Origin of the sequence: Nocardia carnea (assembly GCF_029869215.1) — a bacterium.
Taxonomy (GTDB): domain Bacteria; phylum Actinomycetota; class Actinomycetes; order Mycobacteriales; family Mycobacteriaceae; genus Nocardia; species Nocardia carnea_B.
The window spans coordinates 1-17,149 of sequence record NZ_JARWPM010000118.1 but is presented as its reverse complement, the minus strand read 5'-3'; the positions used below and the strand labels follow the sequence as shown (position 1 = coordinate 17,149).

Annotated in this window: 19 protein-coding genes; 10 read left to right on the top strand and 9 right to left on the bottom strand. The window is 67.9% G+C overall.

Going from position 1 to position 17,149, the window contains the following annotated elements:
* Window positions 1-16: 16 nt before the first annotated feature.
* From QH276_RS07550 to QH276_RS07540, 3 genes are all read right to left on the bottom strand, one after another.
* Entirely contained in the window at window positions 17-679 is a 663-nt protein-coding gene (locus QH276_RS07550) for a histidine phosphatase family protein (RefSeq protein WP_280402081.1), read from the bottom strand.
* Window positions 676-1,593 carry a prephenate dehydratase gene (gene pheA, locus QH276_RS07545; RefSeq protein ID WP_280402082.1) on the bottom strand — a complete coding sequence of 306 codons (918 nt, stop codon included), beginning with the start codon at window positions 1,591-1,593 and terminating at the stop codon, window positions 676-678. Before pheA ends, QH276_RS07550 begins: the two co-directional genes overlap by 4 nt.
* Before the next feature lie 409 nt (window positions 1,594-2,002).
* A complete protein-coding gene (locus QH276_RS07540) occupies window positions 2,003-2,428 on the bottom strand; it encodes a hypothetical protein (protein WP_280402083.1) in 426 nt (141 codons plus the stop codon).
* A gap of 176 nt (window positions 2,429-2,604) precedes the next feature.
* Here QH276_RS07540 and QH276_RS07535 point away from each other — a divergent pair, with 176 nt between their 5' ends.
* From QH276_RS07535 to QH276_RS07515, 5 genes are all read left to right on the top strand, one after another.
* On the top strand, window positions 2,605-3,363 hold the full coding sequence (locus QH276_RS07535; protein WP_280402084.1) for a DUF2470 domain-containing protein: 759 nt from the start codon (window positions 2,605-2,607) through the stop codon (window positions 3,361-3,363).
* A gap of 73 nt (window positions 3,364-3,436) precedes the next feature.
* Window positions 3,437-4,216, top strand: coding sequence for a CPBP family intramembrane glutamic endopeptidase (locus QH276_RS07530; RefSeq protein WP_280402085.1), 780 nt, complete (start codon window positions 3,437-3,439; stop codon window positions 4,214-4,216).
* Between the two features lie 112 nt (window positions 4,217-4,328).
* A complete protein-coding gene (locus tag QH276_RS07525; RefSeq protein WP_280402089.1) occupies window positions 4,329-5,693 on the top strand; it encodes an LCP family protein in 1,365 nt (454 codons plus the stop codon).
* 79 nt (window positions 5,694-5,772) lie between these two features.
* Window positions 5,773-6,327: a ferritin gene (locus tag QH276_RS07520; RefSeq protein WP_280402086.1), complete on the top strand. Its 555-nt coding sequence runs from the start codon at window positions 5,773-5,775 to the stop codon at window positions 6,325-6,327.
* Window positions 6,328-6,419: 92 nt separating this feature from the next.
* Window positions 6,420-6,971, top strand: a complete 552-nt coding sequence (locus QH276_RS07515) for a ferritin (protein WP_280402087.1) — start codon at window positions 6,420-6,422, stop codon at window positions 6,969-6,971.
* A gap of 279 nt (window positions 6,972-7,250) precedes the next feature.
* Here QH276_RS07515 and QH276_RS07510 read toward each other — a convergent pair whose 3' ends face one another.
* From QH276_RS07510 to QH276_RS07495, 4 genes are all read right to left on the bottom strand, one after another.
* Complete coding sequence (locus QH276_RS07510; RefSeq protein WP_280402088.1) at window positions 7,251-8,171, bottom strand: DUF5926 family protein; 921 nt, start codon at window positions 8,169-8,171, stop codon at window positions 7,251-7,253.
* A gap of 73 nt (window positions 8,172-8,244) precedes the next feature.
* Window positions 8,245-9,030, bottom strand: a complete 786-nt coding sequence (locus QH276_RS07505; RefSeq protein WP_280406675.1) for a glycerophosphodiester phosphodiesterase — start codon at window positions 9,028-9,030, stop codon at window positions 8,245-8,247.
* The gene (locus QH276_RS07500) at window positions 9,027-10,076 is read right to left on the bottom strand and encodes a DUF4328 domain-containing protein (protein WP_280397645.1); all 1,050 of its coding nucleotides are present in this window, start codon (window positions 10,074-10,076) and stop codon (window positions 9,027-9,029) included. Before QH276_RS07500 ends, QH276_RS07505 begins: the two co-directional genes overlap by 4 nt.
* Before the next feature lie 18 nt (window positions 10,077-10,094).
* Window positions 10,095-10,457 carry a rhodanese-like domain-containing protein gene (locus QH276_RS07495; protein ID WP_280397644.1) on the bottom strand — a complete coding sequence of 121 codons (363 nt, stop codon included), beginning with the start codon at window positions 10,455-10,457 and terminating at the stop codon, window positions 10,095-10,097.
* A 477-nt stretch (window positions 10,458-10,934) separates the two neighbouring features.
* On the opposite strand from QH276_RS07495, the gene QH276_RS07490 reads away from it, so the two are divergent.
* The 3 genes from QH276_RS07490 to QH276_RS07480 all read left to right on the top strand — a co-directional run bounded on the left by QH276_RS07490 (window position 10,935) and on the right by QH276_RS07480 (window position 13,333).
* On the top strand, window positions 10,935-11,573 hold the full coding sequence (locus QH276_RS07490) for a hypothetical protein (protein ID WP_280397643.1): 639 nt from the start codon (window positions 10,935-10,937) through the stop codon (window positions 11,571-11,573).
* A gap of 345 nt (window positions 11,574-11,918) precedes the next feature.
* Window positions 11,919-12,542 carry a superoxide dismutase gene (locus QH276_RS07485; protein ID WP_033243809.1) on the top strand — a complete coding sequence of 208 codons (624 nt, stop codon included), beginning with the start codon at window positions 11,919-11,921 and terminating at the stop codon, window positions 12,540-12,542.
* Window positions 12,543-12,805: 263 nt separating this feature from the next.
* Window positions 12,806-13,333, top strand: coding sequence for a peptidase (locus QH276_RS07480; protein WP_280397642.1), 528 nt, complete (start codon window positions 12,806-12,808; stop codon window positions 13,331-13,333).
* 76 nt (window positions 13,334-13,409) lie between these two features.
* Here the strand turns inward: QH276_RS07480 and QH276_RS07475 are convergent, their stop codons facing one another.
* Window positions 13,410-13,847, bottom strand: coding sequence for a hypothetical protein (locus tag QH276_RS07475; RefSeq protein ID WP_280397641.1), 438 nt, complete (start codon window positions 13,845-13,847; stop codon window positions 13,410-13,412).
* A gap of 531 nt (window positions 13,848-14,378) precedes the next feature.
* Here QH276_RS07475 and QH276_RS07470 point away from each other — a divergent pair.
* Window positions 14,379-15,113 carry a TMEM165/GDT1 family protein gene (locus QH276_RS07470; protein ID WP_280397640.1) on the top strand — a complete coding sequence of 245 codons (735 nt, stop codon included), beginning with the start codon at window positions 14,379-14,381 and terminating at the stop codon, window positions 15,111-15,113.
* Between the two features lie 109 nt (window positions 15,114-15,222).
* Window positions 15,223-15,990 carry an SDR family NAD(P)-dependent oxidoreductase gene (locus QH276_RS07465; RefSeq protein WP_195055885.1) on the top strand — a complete coding sequence of 256 codons (768 nt, stop codon included), beginning with the start codon at window positions 15,223-15,225 and terminating at the stop codon, window positions 15,988-15,990.
* 75 nt (window positions 15,991-16,065) lie between these two features.
* Here the strand turns inward: QH276_RS07465 and QH276_RS07460 are convergent, their stop codons facing one another.
* Window positions 16,066-16,692 (bottom strand): hypothetical protein, encoded by a 627-nt coding sequence (locus tag QH276_RS07460; RefSeq protein ID WP_280397639.1) that lies wholly within the window; start codon window positions 16,690-16,692, stop codon window positions 16,066-16,068.
* Window positions 16,693-17,149: the final 457 nt, after the last annotated feature.

The following is a 17,149-nucleotide window of genomic DNA, read 5'->3' as shown; positions in this document are numbered from 1 at the left end:
TTCGGGAAGCCGGCGCTCAACCCATCGGGTCGTCGGCGCCGAATTCGGCCTTACCGCCGAACGGCGGTGTAAACCGGCCCCATCGCACACAGTCCCAGCCACCGCCGGGTAGCGGGAGCAGTTCGATGGTCTCGGTGTTGTCCAGGTGATTGTTGGTGGTGAACGGCGGGCCCACCCCGGCCAGCGTGCGCCCCACCAAACGCATAGCAGCGCCGTGGGTTACCACCAGCACATCGCCGCTACCGCCGTCCTCGAGGTATTCGGCGCGCAGATCGGCAACGGCGGGCAAGAATCGCGCGAGGACATCGTGGCCCGATTCGCCGCCGGGGATACGTTCGGTCAGCCGGCCTTCGTGCCAGTTCCGGTACACCGTCTGGAAGTGGTCATGGGCTTCCGCCGTGTCCAAACCGTCCAGATCGCCGAGTTGTACCTCGTGCACGCCGTCACGCGCGATCGCGCGCACACCGGTGGCCGCCTCGATATAACCGGCGGTCTGGCGGGCCCGCAGGGCATGCGAATGGAACAGGGCCCGCGGTGCGACGGCCAGCCCTTCGCCGAAGGCCTTGGCCTGGGCGGCGCCCCGTTCGGTCAGTGGCAGGCCGGGCAGTTTGGTATCGAGGATCTTGGCGACATTGCCTTCGGTCTCACCGTGCCGGACCAGAATGAGCTTGGCGGTCACAGATCGGCCACCCCTTTTCGTAGCTGGGTCAACCACAGCGCCGCGTCCTCGTCCGACGGGGGTGGGGTTCCGGTCGCGGAGGTGGCGGGCCAGGAACCGAGGAAACGGATACTCGCCGTCCGGTGCAGCGCCTTCAATGCCTCGGCCACCGCGGTGTCCTCGATATGGCCGACGCAATCGAGGTAGAAGCGGTAGGTGCCCATACCGGTCCGCGTCGGCCGGGATTCGATACGGGTCAGATCGATACCGCGGGTGGCGAATTCGGCGAACGCGCGCATGAGCGAGCCCGGCATGTTCGGCAGTTCCTCGATAACGATCGAGGTGCGATCGGCGCCCGTGGGCGCGGGCGCCACGCGCGGCGGGGTGACCAGCACAAATCTGGTTACGGCCTGGTCGTGATCGGCCACCCCCGTCGCCAGGACCGCCAGCCCCAGCCGCTCCCCCGCCAGGGCGGTGGAGACCGCCGCGTCCGCGAGACCGTCGCGGACGTCCTCCGCGGCCGCGGCATTGGAATCCGAGGTATGGATCGCGATCTCACCCCAGGTCTCGGCGACCCAGTTCCGGACCTGCGCGAGCGCCACGGGGTAGGCGGCCAGAGTGCGCACGGCCCCGGTATCGGTTCCCGGTCGCGCGAGGATGGTGAAGCTTACTTCCAGTTCGGTTTCGGCGATGATCTGTAGCCGGGGCCCGATGGCCAGCGAATCCAGGGTCGAGGAGATCGAGCCCTCCACCGAACTCTCGATCGGAACGACCGCCGCGACCACCGCGCCGGCACGCACCATTTCCAGAGCGGCGGCCTGGCTGGCGGCGGCGATCCGCTCGACGGGCCCGTCGAAAGCCCCCGAGCGCTCGAATTCGGCGAGGGCCATCTCGGTGAAGGTTCCGGATGGTCCGAAATACGCGATACGCGGCACGGCTACGAGCCTACTTGGGCGAACCCCGGGCGCGCCGCCGATCGTGCCGGCCGACCTGTACGCGAGCCGGAATTCCTGCCGGTCAAGCCCGGGAACTACCGGCTCCCGCGAGCCGATGTCCCCGCCGCCGAGAAGAAGAACGCCACGAGAGCCGACCACCAGCAACTGGTCCGCCCCGGTGGCGCCGGGCTCCGCCCGCTCCCGAACCGGTGCGCCCGCGGCACCGCGGACCAGGTGGGTCGGCCGTCGTAATCCGGCATCGCCCACGGCGAGCGCCCGGGGCGCTGAGCAGGCAGGAAAGTCCTACGGTCAGTTCCGCTCCCCGCACGGCGGAACGAAGAACCATTCAGCAGTTCGGGCGGCCGGCGCAGTAGCAAGGGGCAGGGCGGGAAAGCCCGCTCTCCCGCTGTCAGCTGCGGGCTGTGCGTAGCAGCGCCCGGAGCGCATGCTCCAGTTCCACCGGTGTCTCGCTCTCGATGCCCAACAGGACTTCCCGCACAGCGTCGACGGCGCCACTCGAGAGTCCGGTCAGGAAATCGATATCCGGGCTGGTCAATGCCCGGCGGATATCCTCGCCGCACAGCGCGGCGGCGGTGGCGGCGAGGAGCGCCAGTGCCCGGGACGCCTCGTCGGTCCGGGCCGCGAATCCACCCGGCCGGTGGACTGCCGTGGCCAGAAAATCGGCAATGTGCTCGTCGGGCAGTGTCAGGTCGAGGAGTTGGTCATCGGCGAATTGCCCGAGCGGCACCACCAGACCGTCGGCCGGCCCGCGTTCCACAACGCGACCCGGAACGCTCAGCTGCACCAATACCGGCTCGGACCCGTCTGCGACCACCTTTCGATAGTAGGCAGCGCACCGGCGGACACGAGTGGCGGACCGGGCCGCGCTGCGCCGATGCCCGGAATCCATGTGCGGCAATCTCTTGCGCCACAACCGACTGTAACTTAGCTTAGGTTAACCTAATTAATAACTGATCGTTGAAGTCGGGTCCGCCCGCACTGGAGGTACCGATGGCACCGACCGCCCCCGCCCCGTCCACCGCCGAACGCGTCCGCAGCGCCTGCGTCCACGCCGAACAGGCCGTGCTCGCACTACCGGGCGCCGACCCGACCCCCGTCTCGGTGCACTATCTGCGTCAATGCGGCGATGTGGTGATCGCGGTGCCCAACGAGAGCGCCGCGGTGTACGCGGCGCAGGAGCAGATCGCGGGAGCGCCCGCCGTCCTCGAACTCACCGACCACGCCCCGCTGCCGTTGCGCGAACCGGTGCGCGCCCTGGTGTGGTTGCGCGGCTGGATCCGCGCGGTCCCGGCTCGTGCCCAGCGCACCCTGGTCACCGCGGTCGCCGAGGACCATCCGCATCCGGCTCTGCTCGATATCGGCCATACGACCACCCTGCTACGCCTGGTCCTGAACTCCGCGGTGGTGGCCGATTCCGCGGGCGCGGAATCGGTCTGCGTCGACGATCTGCGCCTGGCCACCCCCGACCCGTTCTGCGATATGGAATCGGCCTGGTTACAGCACCTGGACGCCGACCACGCCGACGTCGTGGCACAGCTGGCCCGCCATCTGCCCGCCGCACTGCGGCACGGCCGGATCCATCCGCTGGCCATCGACCGCTACGGCCTCACCCTGCGCATCGAAGGTATCGACGGCGACCACGATTTCCGCCTCCCGTTCGCAACCCCGGCCGACGACGTCGAAGCCCTGGGCCGGGCGGTTCGCACCCTGGCCGGCTGCCCGTTCCTGAACGGGCTGCGCAGCATCTGAGACCCCGTCCTCGGACGTTGGACCATAGGGGGCCGAAACCCGCGGCACCGCGGTCGCCGCCAAACTACACACCATGAGCGAGAGTGGTTGGCTGGTGGGCGAGCGGGCGCGCGAGCAGCGGGCGATCCGGCTCGAGATTCTGGTCGTTCTGGCCGTCACCTTCGGTCTCAGCGGGGTCAATGCCGCGCTGTCGTTGCTGGAGAGCGCGCTCGCGCCGGGTGGGGTCGGCGAGCGGACGGTCGCGTTGAATTCGTCACGGACCAGCCAGTCCCTGCTCGACCTGATGTTCCAGTTGCTCGGGGTGGTGCGGTTGGCCGCATGGGCCGGGCTCGCGCTGTATCTGCTCTGGCGCAGTGGGCTCGCACCGCGTGCGATCGGTTTGGCGCGGATGAGGTTCCGGCCCGATTTCCTGCACGGCGTGGCCTTGGCCGCCGTGATCGGGTTACCCGGTTTGGGGCTGTACCTGATCGCGCAGGGACTGGGAATCAATGTGACCATCGTCCCGGACGCGCTGGCGGATCATTGGTGGCGGATGCCGGCACTGGTGCTCTCCGCGTGCGCCAATTCGGGCGCCGAGGAAATCGTGGTGGTGGCCTATCTGCTGACCCGTTTGCGGGCGCTGGGTTGGTCGGACAACTCGGCCTTGGCCGCTTCGGCGCTGTTGCGCGGCAGCTATCACCTGTACCAGGGCCTCGGCGGCGGTATCGGCAATGTGGTGATGGGCATTGTTTTCGGGCGGTACTGGCAGCGCACGGGGCGGCTGTGGCCTTTGGTGATCGCGCACGCGTTGATCGACGTGGTCGCCTATATCGGGTACGGAGTGCTGCACGGACGGGTGTCGTGGCTGCCGTGACGCCCGGCGCGTAACCCGGCTGAACACGATCGGCGCCGCGACCTGCGACGCAGCGACGCGAAGAGGCTCGCTGACGAACGCCGCCGGGAACCATCAGTACAGTCTGATGATGATGAACGGCGACGACCCAAGGATCCGCCGGGTGCCGCCGCACAGTGGAGCACCCGGACGAGGTCCCGCGCGCAGGCCCGTCCCGCCCCCGCCGCACGGCGGGCGGCCACCGGTCGAACCCCCGCAGGTGATCCGTCGCGGCCCGGGCCCTGCCCCCGGCCGGCCCACCGAACGGTACGAACCTCCGCGGGCGTGGTCGCAGACGCCGGAGGGACGGCCCGCGCCGCCCCCCCGGCAGCCGGGGCGCGGCGGTAAACCCGCTCCCCCGACCCACGCGCCCACCCAGCGGCCGGTGCCCTACCGAGAATCCGTACACGCCCCCACGCAGCGTCCCGTTCCGTATCGCGATGACCGCCGCCGCCCGCCGCCACCACCGGACGGCGATCTGCCCTACGGCGGTGCCGCCCCGCGGCCCCGGCGCCGGCGCAAGCGCCGGCTGGGCCGGTGGTTCCTGGTTTTCCTGCTGGTCCTGCTCGCGGCCTTGGTGTACGGGGTGGTTTCGCTCGACGGGTCGCTCAAACGGATCGGCGCCTTGAACGACTATGAGGATCGGGTCGGAAACACAGCGGGGACCAACTGGCTGCTGGTCGGTTCGGACAGCCGCGCCGGGCTGTCCGAGGACGAGGCCGCGGGACTGGCCACCGGCGGCGAGGTCGGCGACGCCCGCACCGACACCATCATTCTCGTGCACATCCCGCCGTCGGGGCGTACCACGCTGGTGAGCCTGCCGCGCGATTCCTATGTGAGCATCCCGGGCTACGGCCAGGACAAACTCAATGCCGCCTTCGCTTTCGGCGGCGCACCGCTGCTGACGCAGACCGTGGAGACAGCGACCGGCTTGCGGATCGATCACTACGCCGAGATCGGGTTCGCCGGGTTCGCGGGTGTGGTGGACGCGCTGGGCGGGATCGATGTCTGCGTCCCGCAGGCCATCAACGATCCGCTGGCCGGTATCGACCTCCCCGCCGGATGCCAGGAACTTAACGGGCCACAGGCACTCGGATTCGTCCGCAGCCGGGCCACGGCGCTCGCCGATATCGACCGGATGAACAACCAGCGGCTGTTCCTGTCCGCTCTGCTGGAAAAAGCGACCAGCCCGGCCACGCTGCTCAACCCGTTCGCGTTGTGGCCCATGGCCGGTAAGACCGCGGGCTCGCTGACCGTGGATTCCGGCGACCATATCTGGGATCTCGGACGCCTGGCCTGGGCCTTGCGCGGCGATACCCTGGCGACGACGGTTCCGGTGGGCGGTTTCGAGGATACGGCCAGCGGCAATGTGGTGCGCTGGGCCGATCCCGGGGCCGACCGGTTCTTCGAGGCACTGGCCAACGGTGACCCCATCCCGGCGGATCTCACCGGCCAGTAGTTCGTCCTGACCGGGCGGAAGCCATCCGGCGCGGGCCCGGACCCCGCACCCGGCCGCTCCGCGCGCGATAATCGATGGCATGCACGACAGCGACCTGGCCCAACCGTTCATTGCCGGGCTGCGGACTCAGGTGCGGCACGGCCTGACTGCCTCGCAGCAGTATCTGGCGGCCGCGGTGTATTTCGATATCGAGCGGTTACCTCAGCTCGCCGGGCATTGCTACGGACGGTCGGAACAGCATCGCGGGCACGCGCTGCGGATCGTGCAGTACCTCATCGACCGCGACCTCGAGATCACCATCGGCGGACTCGACGAGGTACGCCAGACTTTCGAGTCACCGCGTGCCGCGGTCGCATTTCTGCTCGCCCGGGAGCAGACCCTGACCGATCAGGTCACCGAACTCGCCAAGGTCGCACGGGAATGGGCGGATTTCCTGGGCGAGCAATTCATGAGCTGGCTCCTGGAATGCCAGCAACGCGATGTTGCCGGTATGTCCTCATTACTCGCTGTGACGGATCGCTCAGCCGGGAATATGTTCGATGTCGAGGAGTTCGTCGCGCGCGAATTGCGTTCTACTGTCCCGCAAACCAACAGCTCGGCCCCTAAAATGGCCGGTGAGGGCCGTATTAAATAAGGCAACACTATCCTCAATCGAATAAGGGAACACTATCCTCATTAAGGCTGCACTTGGATGACATAGCCCTTTTCCGGCGTTAATGTCAAGACATGTCCAATCATCCGGAGAGCCCCCGCAGCAAATTCCACGGATTGCTGCACGATCAGATTCGGCACGAGTTCAATGCCGAGCATCAGTACATCGCCATCGCCGTGTGGTACGACAACGCCGACCTGCCGCAGCTGGCCAAGCGGTTCTACGCGCAGGCGGTCGAGGAACGCAATCACGCGATGATGATCGTCCAGTATTTTCTGGATCGGGATATCAGTGTCGATATCGCCGGAGTCGACGCGGCGAAGTCGCATTTCGAGAACGCTCGCGAGCCGATCGCACTGGCCCTCGACCAGGAGAAGACGGTAACCGATCAGATCGTTCAGCTCGCGAGCACAGCCCGCGAGGAAGGCGACTATCTGGGCGAGCAGTTCATGCAGTGGTTCCTCAAGGAGCAGGTGGAGGAGGTCGCGAAGATGACCACCCTGCTGACCGTCGCCGACCGTGCCGGTTCGAACCTGTTCGATCTCGAGGAGTTCATCGCCCGGGAGATGAGCGACGACCCGTCCTACGCGCCGGGTGCGCCGTCGGTCGCGGGCGGCCATATCTGAGAGGTGACAATCCGGCCTCCGCGCCGAGCTGCCGCGTTTGACGCGGCCGGGCTCGGCCGGGGGTCCGTGGATTGTTTCCCGGGTGATGCGAAGGGGAGCATCGGCCGTCCCGGCCTACTGCGCCGAGGTCGGGCGGCCGATGCTCCTGCGCGTCAGCCGGCGCCGGGTCGTTGTGTCGGCTGACGTTCGTCGCCGGGGGGTTCCAGAAACGGCGACACCTGAAACCTAGCCGAGATCAGCTTCGGAAAAAAGAGTTTTTCGGAAATTTCTCCGTTTAATTCAGCGGAGAGTCACCTGCCGTGACCGCAGCCCGTCCCGCGAACGTCGCTGCTCCGAGGTCAGCGGGGCGTCCACGGTCAGCGCCTCGGCCAGCCGGTCGCCGAATTCCGTAGCGGGATCGCGCCATTCGCTCACATGTCGCTCCGGGTCGAGATCGAACACCGGCACCAGCAGCCCGTGTGTCCGGAACGAGCCCGCGAACCGCGAACCCTCGCCGAGATGCAGACCACCCGCCGCGTGCAGCCGGGCCAGCGCCAGCATCAGATCATCCTCGGCTTCCGGCCGCACCCAGCGCAGATGCGCTTTCTCGCCCGCATCCACCCACCAGGGCGCCCCGATCGCCGCGGGCCCCAGGTCCAGCCGGTCCGACGGCATGATGGCTTCCTTCGCCTGCTCGATGGTGGCGGCGATCTGCGGATCGGGCTGAACGCCCTCGGGCACCCACCAATCGAAATCGCGGTGCACCACGAGATCCAGCGGCGCGTCGGGCACGATCACATCGGAAAGGGCGGGACCGCCCGGGGCGGCATGCGCCACGGCCAGCGAGTCACCGGGTTCGGCGGATTGCGCCCAGAGGATCGAGGCCGCGATATCGGCCGCCGGGTCCGTCGTCGGCGCCTGTACCTGCACACCGACATATCCGGTGGGGGTATCGCCGGCGCGCACCAGTGCGGCCACCGCGCCCGGCAGCACCGTGGCCAGCACCACCGCGCGCTCAGCGGCGATTTCGGGCTTCAGTGCCAATTCGGCGGTCGCCGAGGGGACGAACTCCCGCAGCGCAACCAGATCGCATTCCGCGGCCAAGCCTTCGAAAGGCCGGGCGATAACCTGTTCGGCCTCCTGCAACGCCGCCCGCCGCTCGGCCAGACGCTGGGCCCGGTTGCCGCCGGGTTTCGGACTATTGCGTTTGCTCTTACCCACGGCTGGTCAAATTACACGGCATCCCGGGCCGTCCGCGGCAGGCCACTCGGTTCAGCGGTAGCGGGTACGGCATTCAGCGATTGGCGAGAACCGCTTTGGCACGACCCGGATGATTCGTCGCGACCCAGCTCACGCCGAGATCCGCGCACAACTGGATATCGTCGGGTTCGTCCACGGTCCAGCAGTAGGTCGCGCGGCCGGCCGCGGCCGCCTTGTCGACCAGGTCCGGATGATCGCGCAGCGTTTTCACCGACGGGCCCACCGCGGTGGCGCCCACGGTGGTCGCCGCGCTACCACCCAGGTAGCGGGACGATTCACCGAGCAGCACGGTGGGCAGCAGGGGTGCCGCCCGGCGGATCCGCCATACCGCGGTGGCCGCGAACGACATCACCACCGCCCGGGAATGCGCCGCCGAGGCCGGTGTGGCGATTCCGAAGCGCTGCAGTTCGGCCAGTACCTTGTTCTCCACCAGTGACCCGTACCGGACCGGATGCTTGGTTTCGATGAACAGTTTCGTCGGGCGGCTGCGCCAATCCAGGACCAGGCCGATGAGTTCGCTGAGAGTGAGCACCCCGGCCGGTGTTCCGTCACCGAAGTCCAGCTCCTTCAGCTCGGCCAGTGTCAGTTCGCTGACCAGGCCGGACCCGCTGGACGTGCGGTCGACCGTACGGTCGTGCACGCAGACCAGATGGCCGTCGCGAGTGAGCCGGACATCGCATTCCACGCCGTCGGCGCCCTCTTCCAGCGCCAGCTCGTAGGCCGCCAGCGTATGTTCCGGGCGCTCCGCCGAGGCGCCGCGATGCGCGACCACGAACGGCGCGCGCGGGCCCTGGACCGACTGGTCACTGTGCTCGCTCACTGGGCCACAACCTCCTGTGCTGCTCGGCCGGCGCCGTCCCGGGAATCTACTGTCGCGGCGTCCGGCGCCGTGCTCACCGTAGCGGCCGCGCCCGGATGCACCGGTTCGATCAGCGGCTTCGCCGGATCGACCGCCATCACCCAGCGGTGGGCCAGCCGGTGCCGGCCGCGCAGATCGCGGCCCTCGACCGTGCGCACGACCCAGAGGGTGAGTACCGCGACGCCGGCCGCCGCGAGATCGGTGAGCGCGGTGAAGAGCACGCCGTCGGCCTTGGCCTGCAAGGAATCCGCGGTCCGCCAGTAGAGGGCCGCCACCGCCAGCAGACCGCCGAGTACCCAGCACACCCACCAGATCCGGACGGCCCGCAGCGGCCGCGGGTCCTCGCGGCCGGCCACTACCTCGGAAAGGAATACCCCGGGATAGACCAGGTTCACCCCGGGGATCAGGCAGCCGAGCGCGAGCAGGCGCGGTGAGCGTGGGTCGCGCCGGCCGGCCGCGGCGAAGACGGTGCGGCGTAGCTCGATGAGCCAGCCCAGCGCGGCCACCGCGGCTACCAGGGCCATGATCAGCGCGAACAGCGCCGCGGTGTTCACCAGCGCGTCGGAGAACCACAGCAGTGGGGGTTCGATGAGACGGGTGCGATTACGCAGCAGGATCAGGTAGCGGATCAGTTCGGCCACCGCGGCCAGGCCGAAGAGCACCGCGGTGGCGAGCAGAGCGGTGTACACCCAGCGTGCCAGCGCGCTCAGCGGCTGTTGCGGTTCGCTGTCCGCGGCGGTTACCGGGCGATCCCGCAGACCCCAGCGCGGGATCTCGGTGTAGCGCGGGGTTTCGGCGGACCGGCGACCGCCGGCGGCGGAACCGGCCGGACGATCGAGCCGACCGGGCCGGCGCGCGACCCAGCGGTAGTTACGGCGCTGCGGTGGCGCATCGATCGGGCCCGGGGACAGCAGCACCCCGCGACAGCGCGGGCACCAGTGCATCGGCGTGCCCTGCACCGCCCAGCGCGTACCGCAGCGGGCACAAGGCTGCACCACCGTACTCACCGCGCACCTCGCTCTTCGTCAGTAGATCTTCGCGGGCTCGGGGCCCTCACCGGCCAGCGGGCGGCCGTGCTGCTGCCAGGCCACCATCCCGCCTACCACGTTGACCGCTTCGTACCCGAGATTCACCAGATATTTGACGGCCTCCGCCGAGCGACCGCCCTGCCGGCATACAACGTAGAGGTCGGCATCGGGGTCCAGCTCGCCGTAGCGCGCCGGGATATCGGAGAGCGGGATATGCACGGCGCCGGGCGCGTGGCCGAGCTGCCACTCGTCGTCCTCACGCACATCGAGCAGGACGGCGGCAGCCGCCTGCCCGGGCGGCTGGTCGAATTCGGCCGGTACGGCCTCGACCGTAACCGACGGGACTCCGAAGCTCGTCACGTTACTGATCCTGCCACAACCGCCGGGACGGCCGCCGGGTCCGGGGCGAGCGGGCAGCCGCCGGACCGGTCGGAGCGGACAACGATCGGGCCGGCGGCGACACGCCGGGCGATGCCGAAAATTCGCGGGGTCCGGACACGCATCGAACCGCCCAGCCGATAGGTGCGGGCGCCCACCCCCTTTGATGAGTTATGTGCATAATTCACAACATCTTCCGGCGGGTTCAGCTATCATTCAGCGCACCATTATCCCAGGCGCCTGAGATAGACGGCTCGACCTGCGGAAACGGTGGAACCGAACGGCCTATCCGGTACTCCCCTCCAAAAATCCCGGAGCGACCGTCCGGCCACCGCACCGGGCCGCGCCCCGTCGCGACCCGATAACCACTTGGACGCCACCGGCGCCGAATCGGTTCCATCGGAACCGGAAAATGGGAAAATCCCCAGATCCCGGCGGTGACCTCGGTAATCTGGCGCCATGACATCGACCAGGGGGTTACTCGACGGATTGGACAAGACCGGCCTCGACAAGGCGTTGTCGGAGGCCGGTTGCCTCGGATTGACAGTCGATTCCGAGGGTAAACGACTGGAACTGGACCTCGAGGTCCTGAGCCTGCCGGAGCAAACGACCGGCACATCCACCGACGAACAGTGGGATGACGTGCACGCCCAGCGGGTGCGGCTCATCTTCCACGGGGTCACCAGAATTGCCGCATCATTGCGGATGCAGCGCTGGGACGATCTGGAGCCGCGGATTCTGCCGCTGGACCTCTCCGGACTCGGTGCCGCGGTACACAGTTTCGGTGGTAGCCGGCTACACGGCTGGGAGTTCGTCGACCTCGACGACAGCAGCTGGACGCTCTGGAGCGAACTGCTCAGTTTCGACACCACGATCGACACCCGGATCGCCCGCCACGTCTTGGAGTTTTCCCAGGAAGAAGGTATCGACCCACGGGAACTCGATATCCGGGTCTGGTTCGATACGGTGTCGGCAGAGCGCACGAACGGGCAACCCCTACCGCTGCCCGATCTGGTCTCCGGGTCCCAGCGGTGGTGGGCGGCGCACGACAAGGGCGATCCACGCGCTTCGCACCCGTATATCGCCCCGCCGCTCTGATTCGCCGCCCGGGTGGACGAGCCGGGCCGACCCGGTTCCGTACCGGACCGGCCGTTGCCATCCGGCCGGCCCGGCGGGCGTGCCGCTCGGCGATTCGCTCAGGCTGATTCACATACGCATGAGGCACACCGTTTTTCCCGTATCCCGGCACAGAGCACGTTTTCAGAGCACGCTGGTCGGCGTGCGCCGGTCCGGGGTGCGGGGATCACGGCACCGGAACAAAAATGGTCGAGTCCCGCCCGATGTGGAATGGTGGGGTGTCGGGGCGAGTTGGACCGATCGGGTGTACGAATGGTCGGGAGCATCCCGTACAGGACGCACTCGACCCGACAAGGAAGGGACATCGTGGCTGAGTACACGCTGCCAGATCTGGATTACGACTACGGCGCCCTGGAGCCGCATATCTCCGGGCAGATCAACGAGATTCACCACTCCAAGCACCACGCGACTTATGTGGCCGGTGTGAACACCGCGCTGGAGAAGCTCGAAGCGGCCCGCGAAGCCGGTGATCACGGCGCCATCTTCCTGCACGAGAAGAACCTCGCATTCCACCTGGGCGGTCACGTCAACCACTCCATCTGGTGGAAGAACCTCTCCCCCAACGGCGGCGACAAGCCGACCGGTGAACTGGCCGCCGCCATCGACGACCAGTTCGGTTCGTTCGACAAGTTCCGCGCGCAGTTCACCGCCGCGGCCAACGGGCTGCAGGGCTCCGGCTGGGCGGTGCTCGGCTACGACACCCTCGGCCAGAAGCTGCTGACCTTCCAGCTCTACGACCAGCAGGCCAACGTCCCGCTGGGCATCATCCCGCTGCTGCAGGTCGATATGTGGGAGCACGCCTTCTACCTGCAGTACAAGAACGTCAAGGCCGACTATGTGAAGGCCTTCTGGAACGTGGTCAACTGGGCCGACGTCCAGGAGCGTTTCGCCAAGGCAACCAGCCAGGCGAAGGGCCTCATCTTCGGCTGATCGCCCCCACGACACCGGTCCGGCCCCCGGCCGGTGAACGGGTCGATACCGAGCCCGCGGACCATACGGTCCGCGGGCATTTCGGCGTTTCCCGGTGATTTGGCACTCTCTGGTACTTGTGTGCCAGACGAGTTCTGCGCGATCCTCATCTTTCACACAATTGCGGCAAACCCGAGGCCGGAAGCCCGACCAGGCCGGGCCCGGACTCATGCCGCTCGAACATGGTGGGCAAAGCCGCCCCCGGGATCCGTACGGGAGGCAATATGCGCGGCAACGGTCAAATCGGCGTGACACCGTTCCACGCCGGCGGCACACTGCGCGGTTTCGTGATCTCCGGACGCTGGCCGGATACCACCAAGGAATGGTCGCAGCTGCTGGTCCTGGCGGTCCGGGTGGCGTCCATGCCGGGCTTGCTCGATACCTCGACAGTCTTCGGAGTCCGGGAGGAGCTGCCGGAGGATCCGGCACCGGATACGGTCGGGTTGGTGATCGCGGAAGGTCCGGTACTCGGCGAGGAGAGCGTGCAACCCGGGCTGTACGCCGAACACACACCACCCGCCCTGTTCATGCTGCATCCGCCGGCGGAAACCAACCCCTCGCTGCCGGAGTGCACGGGCGCCGCGTCCGGCTGCGTGCTGCTACCCGGACTGCCGCATCTCGGACTGGAACACCGGGCCGCATGGGCCGAGGCAGAGGCGGACGGGACGGTTACTTCCCTGGTCAGCCGAGTCGGGCTGGATCCGATCAGCGATCCCGATACCGCTGTACTCGCTATGCTGCTGGCCGCCTGAACCGGGTGCCGAGCCCGGCGAGTACCGGGCTCGGCCACGAGTGCGCACATTCCCGGAGGCGCGGCCGATTCTCTGGCTACGGCAGTTTCGACAAGATCTCCGCGAGCTTTTCCATGATGGCGTCCTGGCCTTGTTGCAGCGCCGTGACGTCAGTACGCAGCTCGGCCTGTCCGGCCTCCAGGCGAGCATGTCCGGCCTCCAGGCGAGCTTGACCGGCCTGCAGATCCTGCACATCGGCACGCAGCTGCGCCTGCCCGGTTTCGAGCCGAGCTTGACCGGCCCGCAGGCCCTGCACATCGGCACGCAGCTGCGCCTGCCCGGTTTCGAGCCGAGCCTGGCCGGCCTGCAGATCCTGGATATCGGCATGCAGGCTGCCGAGTTCCCCCATGACCGCGCCGTGATTGCTGTTGGTCCGCGCCCGCAGGATTCGAACCGATTCCGGCTCCTGTGCACGCTCGTTGATCAACTGCACGACCTGGGCCTCCAGGACAGTGAGGCGGTTCTCGATCGACATCCGGCGTGATCCTCTCGTTGGTCGGTAGTGTACCGATCGACCTGGCCGGTCAGGCTTATGTCCGGTCCCACGGCACCCCCTTTCGGTGATCCGGCCGGGCAGCGGCCGGAAGTATTTTCCACATGTCGATGGACACTGCTGCACACATCTCCGCGCGACCGTCGAGAGCCCCTCCTCCTTCGGTCGAGGGCTCGCGATCCGATTGCTGAAGTGATGCCACAAATCCGTTCCGGGTGTCCGGGTAACGGTTTTCAGGGTCCCCCAACTATGCCGCTACCTTAACCAAACTTATTGTCAGAAGCCATTTTTCGGTGTTGCGTAATTGCGACACCGGCAGGGGTGCGCTAGAGTTGCCGACAGCGAAGGGGAGTAGCCCCCAATCATGCGGTCGACATACTGACCCCACCGCCCCGGCGGCGGGTCCGGTCGCGTGAACCGGTCACCCCGGTGGGCGAGACCTTCGGCCGGACAGCTATTTCGTTCCGGTCGGAGGCGAACCCGTTTCCGGCCGGAGGATCGGGAGCCCCTCGGATGATCGCCACCATCGGACTCGCCATCGGTATCGTTTTCCTTGCCGAACTGGGCGATAAATCACAGCTCATGGCGTTGACGTTCGCGCTGCGCTATCGCTGGTGGGTGGTCCTCGGCGGTATCACCGCGGCCACCGCCTCCGTCCACGTCCTCTCGGTTGCCATCGGCCATTTCCTCGGTGCCGCGCTGCCCACCACCGCCATCGCCTGGGTGGCGGCGGTCACCTTCCTCGCCGTCGGCGTGTGGACGCTGCGCGAACTCGCCGGTGACGACGATGCGGAGCCGGCGCCGCCACGGTTCGCCACCGCCGCGCCGTTCTTCGTGGTGCTGTCGGCGTTCCTGCTGGCCGAACTCGGCGACCGCACCATGTTCGCCACGGCCGCCCTGGCCACCGACAACAACTGGGCGGCGGTCTGGCTGGGATCCACCATCGGCATGGTGGCGGCGGACGCGCTGGCGATCGCAGCGGGCATCCTGCTGGGCAAACATCTGCCCGAGCGTGCCATCGGTTTCGGGTCGGGTTTGCTGTTCCTGTTCATCGGCGCGCTGACCGCCGTGAATACCGCGGTACCGGCGCTGGGCATCGGCGCGGCGATCGGTATCGCACTGGCGGCTCCCGCCGCAGCCGCCGCGGTGCTGTGGCTGCTGCGTTCCCGCCGGGAAGCCCGGGAAACCTCTGTGACCTCGGTAGACACCTCCGATATCGAAGGCCGGCGAGTCGGCGGGCAGCCCTAGCATCAGGCGCCGATCGGCGCAAGGGGACCGTCCACGACCCCGGCGCATCCACGGGTTAGGGTGCAATTGACGTTAGGCCAACTGGCTTGTCACGAACGAGAGGACCATCGTGGAGATTTCGGGTTCCGCCGCCATCGTCACCGGGGGCGCGTCCGGTCTGGGCGCCGCCACCGCCAAGCGTTTCGCCGATCTGGGCGCCACCGTCTTCGGGCTCGACGTACCGCAGTCGATCGAGCGCGCCGGCGACAATGTGCCCGACGGGGTCACCCTGCTCGCCGCCGATGTCACCAGCCACGACGAGGTCGCCGCCGCCGTCGCCAAGGTGGTCGAATCGGGTACGCCGCTGCGTATCGTGGTCAACTGTGCCGGTGTCGGCTGGGCCGGCCGCATCCTGTCCAAGAACGGCCCGCACGATCTGGAGCTGTTCCGCACGGTGATCACGGTGAACCTGCTGGGCACCTTCAACGTCATGCGGCTGGCCGCCGACGCTATCGCCAAGACCGACGCGGTGGACGAGTCCGGGCAGCGTGGTGTCGTGATCAACACCGCCTCCGTGGCCGCGTTCGAGGGCCAGATCGGCCAGATCGCCTACTCGGCGTCCAAGGGCGGCGTGCACGGGATGACCGTTCCGGCCGCGCGCGACCTCGCGCAGTTCGGTATCCGCGTCAACACCATCGCCCCCGGCATCATCGACACCCCGATGCTCGCCGGTGTCACCGAGGAGTACCGCCAGGGCCTCGAGGCCGGCGTGCCGTTCCCGTCGCGGCTGGGCCGCCCGGACGAGTACGCGCAGCTCTCGCAGTACATCGTCGAGCACGACTACCTGAACGGCGAAACCATCCGGATGGACGGCGCCCTGCGGATGGCGCCGCGGTAACCTCCGCCTGCCCGGCACGACGCCCGCCCTCCGAAGCCGGAGGGCGGGCGTTCACCTTTCCGCGGCAGCTCGGAACTAGCCGGCGCTCCCCGTCGGGAGCTTGTTTCCCTTCGCGAGCTCGGCGCGCCATGCGTCGCAGGCCGCGCGATCGGACCCGTCCCGATCGACACCGTCGACACGGCAGCCCTGGCGGGTGTAACCGTCACGATCGAAACCGAATCGGTCGTAGCCCCACCGGTCGTAACCGGAACTATCGAACCCCGCACTGTCGTATCCCCACCGGTCGTATCCCCAGCGATCGAAACCGTTGCGGTCGTAGCCGAACCGATCGAAACCGTTGCGGTCGTAACCGAAGCGATCGAAACCACTGCGATCGAAACCACTGCGGTCGTAGCCGAAGGTGTCGTAGCCGTCGGGACCGTAGGCACCCTGCGGTCCGGGTACAACACAGTGCGGGGCGTGCGCGGGTATACCGCCAGGGCAATCGGCAGGTAGCGGCGGTCGCTCGGGCGTGGTTGTCGGCGGTACTTGCGTCGTAGTCGGCGGCCGCGGTGGCTCCGGTGTAGTGGCGGGATCCGGTGTAGTGGCGGGATCCGCCGGCGGGGTGGGCGTGTTCTGAGTGGGTGCCGGCGGCACTGCGGTATCCGGGGCCGCAATGGCAGGGGCGGCCATCAGTACGGGGGCGAACAGGGCGCCCAGCAACGCGGTCCTGAATCCGGCGCGGCGCCTGCTTCTGCCATTCACAGCGGCTGTCGGCATCATCGATCTCCAATCCCAGCGCAGTTCCGCGCTTCGACCGGCCTATCGCCGCAACGCCTGTCGCTTTTACAAGCAGCAGGTCCCGGGCGGCGCGAGTGGCCCGGGTGCACCGCGAGTGAGATACACCGGCGTACAGAAGAATCCGAGAGCGGACAGCGCGCATCGGCTGTGCGGAACATCGATTCCGCACAGCGGCACCGCCGTCGAGCCGGTCGGGCAGGCCGTCGAGGACCGACGATCTGCGCTGGGCTCGATACGACCACTGCCTCGTATCCCGAGCACGCGGCAGCGGGCCCCGGCGGGGGGCCCCCCCCCCGCCCGGACAAGGGGTGGGGGGGCGGGGATGGAGGGGGCGGGGGGGGGGAGGGCCGAAAAATAAGGCAAAATGCACGGGTCATAG

What these genes read in the sequence shown, in the direction of transcription:
- QH276_RS07530 (WP_280402085.1), top strand. Translation starts at nt 3,437, where the DNA reads ATGAGCGAGAGTGGTTGGCTGGTGGGCGAGCGGGCGCGCGAGCAGCGG.
- QH276_RS07480 (WP_280397642.1), top strand. Translation starts at nt 12,806, where the DNA reads ATGCGCGGCAACGGTCAAATCGGCGTGACACCGTTCCACGCCGGCGGC.
- QH276_RS07520 (WP_280402086.1), top strand. Translation starts at nt 5,773, where the DNA reads ATGCACGACAGCGACCTGGCCCAACCGTTCATTGCCGGGCTGCGGACT.
- QH276_RS07470 (WP_280397640.1), top strand. Translation starts at nt 14,379, where the DNA reads ATGATCGCCACCATCGGACTCGCCATCGGTATCGTTTTCCTTGCCGAA.
- QH276_RS07535 (WP_280402084.1), top strand. Translation starts at nt 2,605, where the DNA reads ATGGCACCGACCGCCCCCGCCCCGTCCACCGCCGAACGCGTCCGCAGC.
- QH276_RS07475 (WP_280397641.1), bottom strand. Translation starts at nt 13,847, where the DNA reads ATGTCGATCGAGAACCGCCTCACTGTCCTGGAGGCCCAGGTCGTGCAG.
- QH276_RS07490 (WP_280397643.1), top strand. Translation starts at nt 10,935, where the DNA reads ATGACATCGACCAGGGGGTTACTCGACGGATTGGACAAGACCGGCCTC.
- QH276_RS07515 (WP_280402087.1), top strand. Translation starts at nt 6,420, where the DNA reads ATGTCCAATCATCCGGAGAGCCCCCGCAGCAAATTCCACGGATTGCTG.
- QH276_RS07525 (WP_280402089.1), top strand. Translation starts at nt 4,329, where the DNA reads ATGAACGGCGACGACCCAAGGATCCGCCGGGTGCCGCCGCACAGTGGA.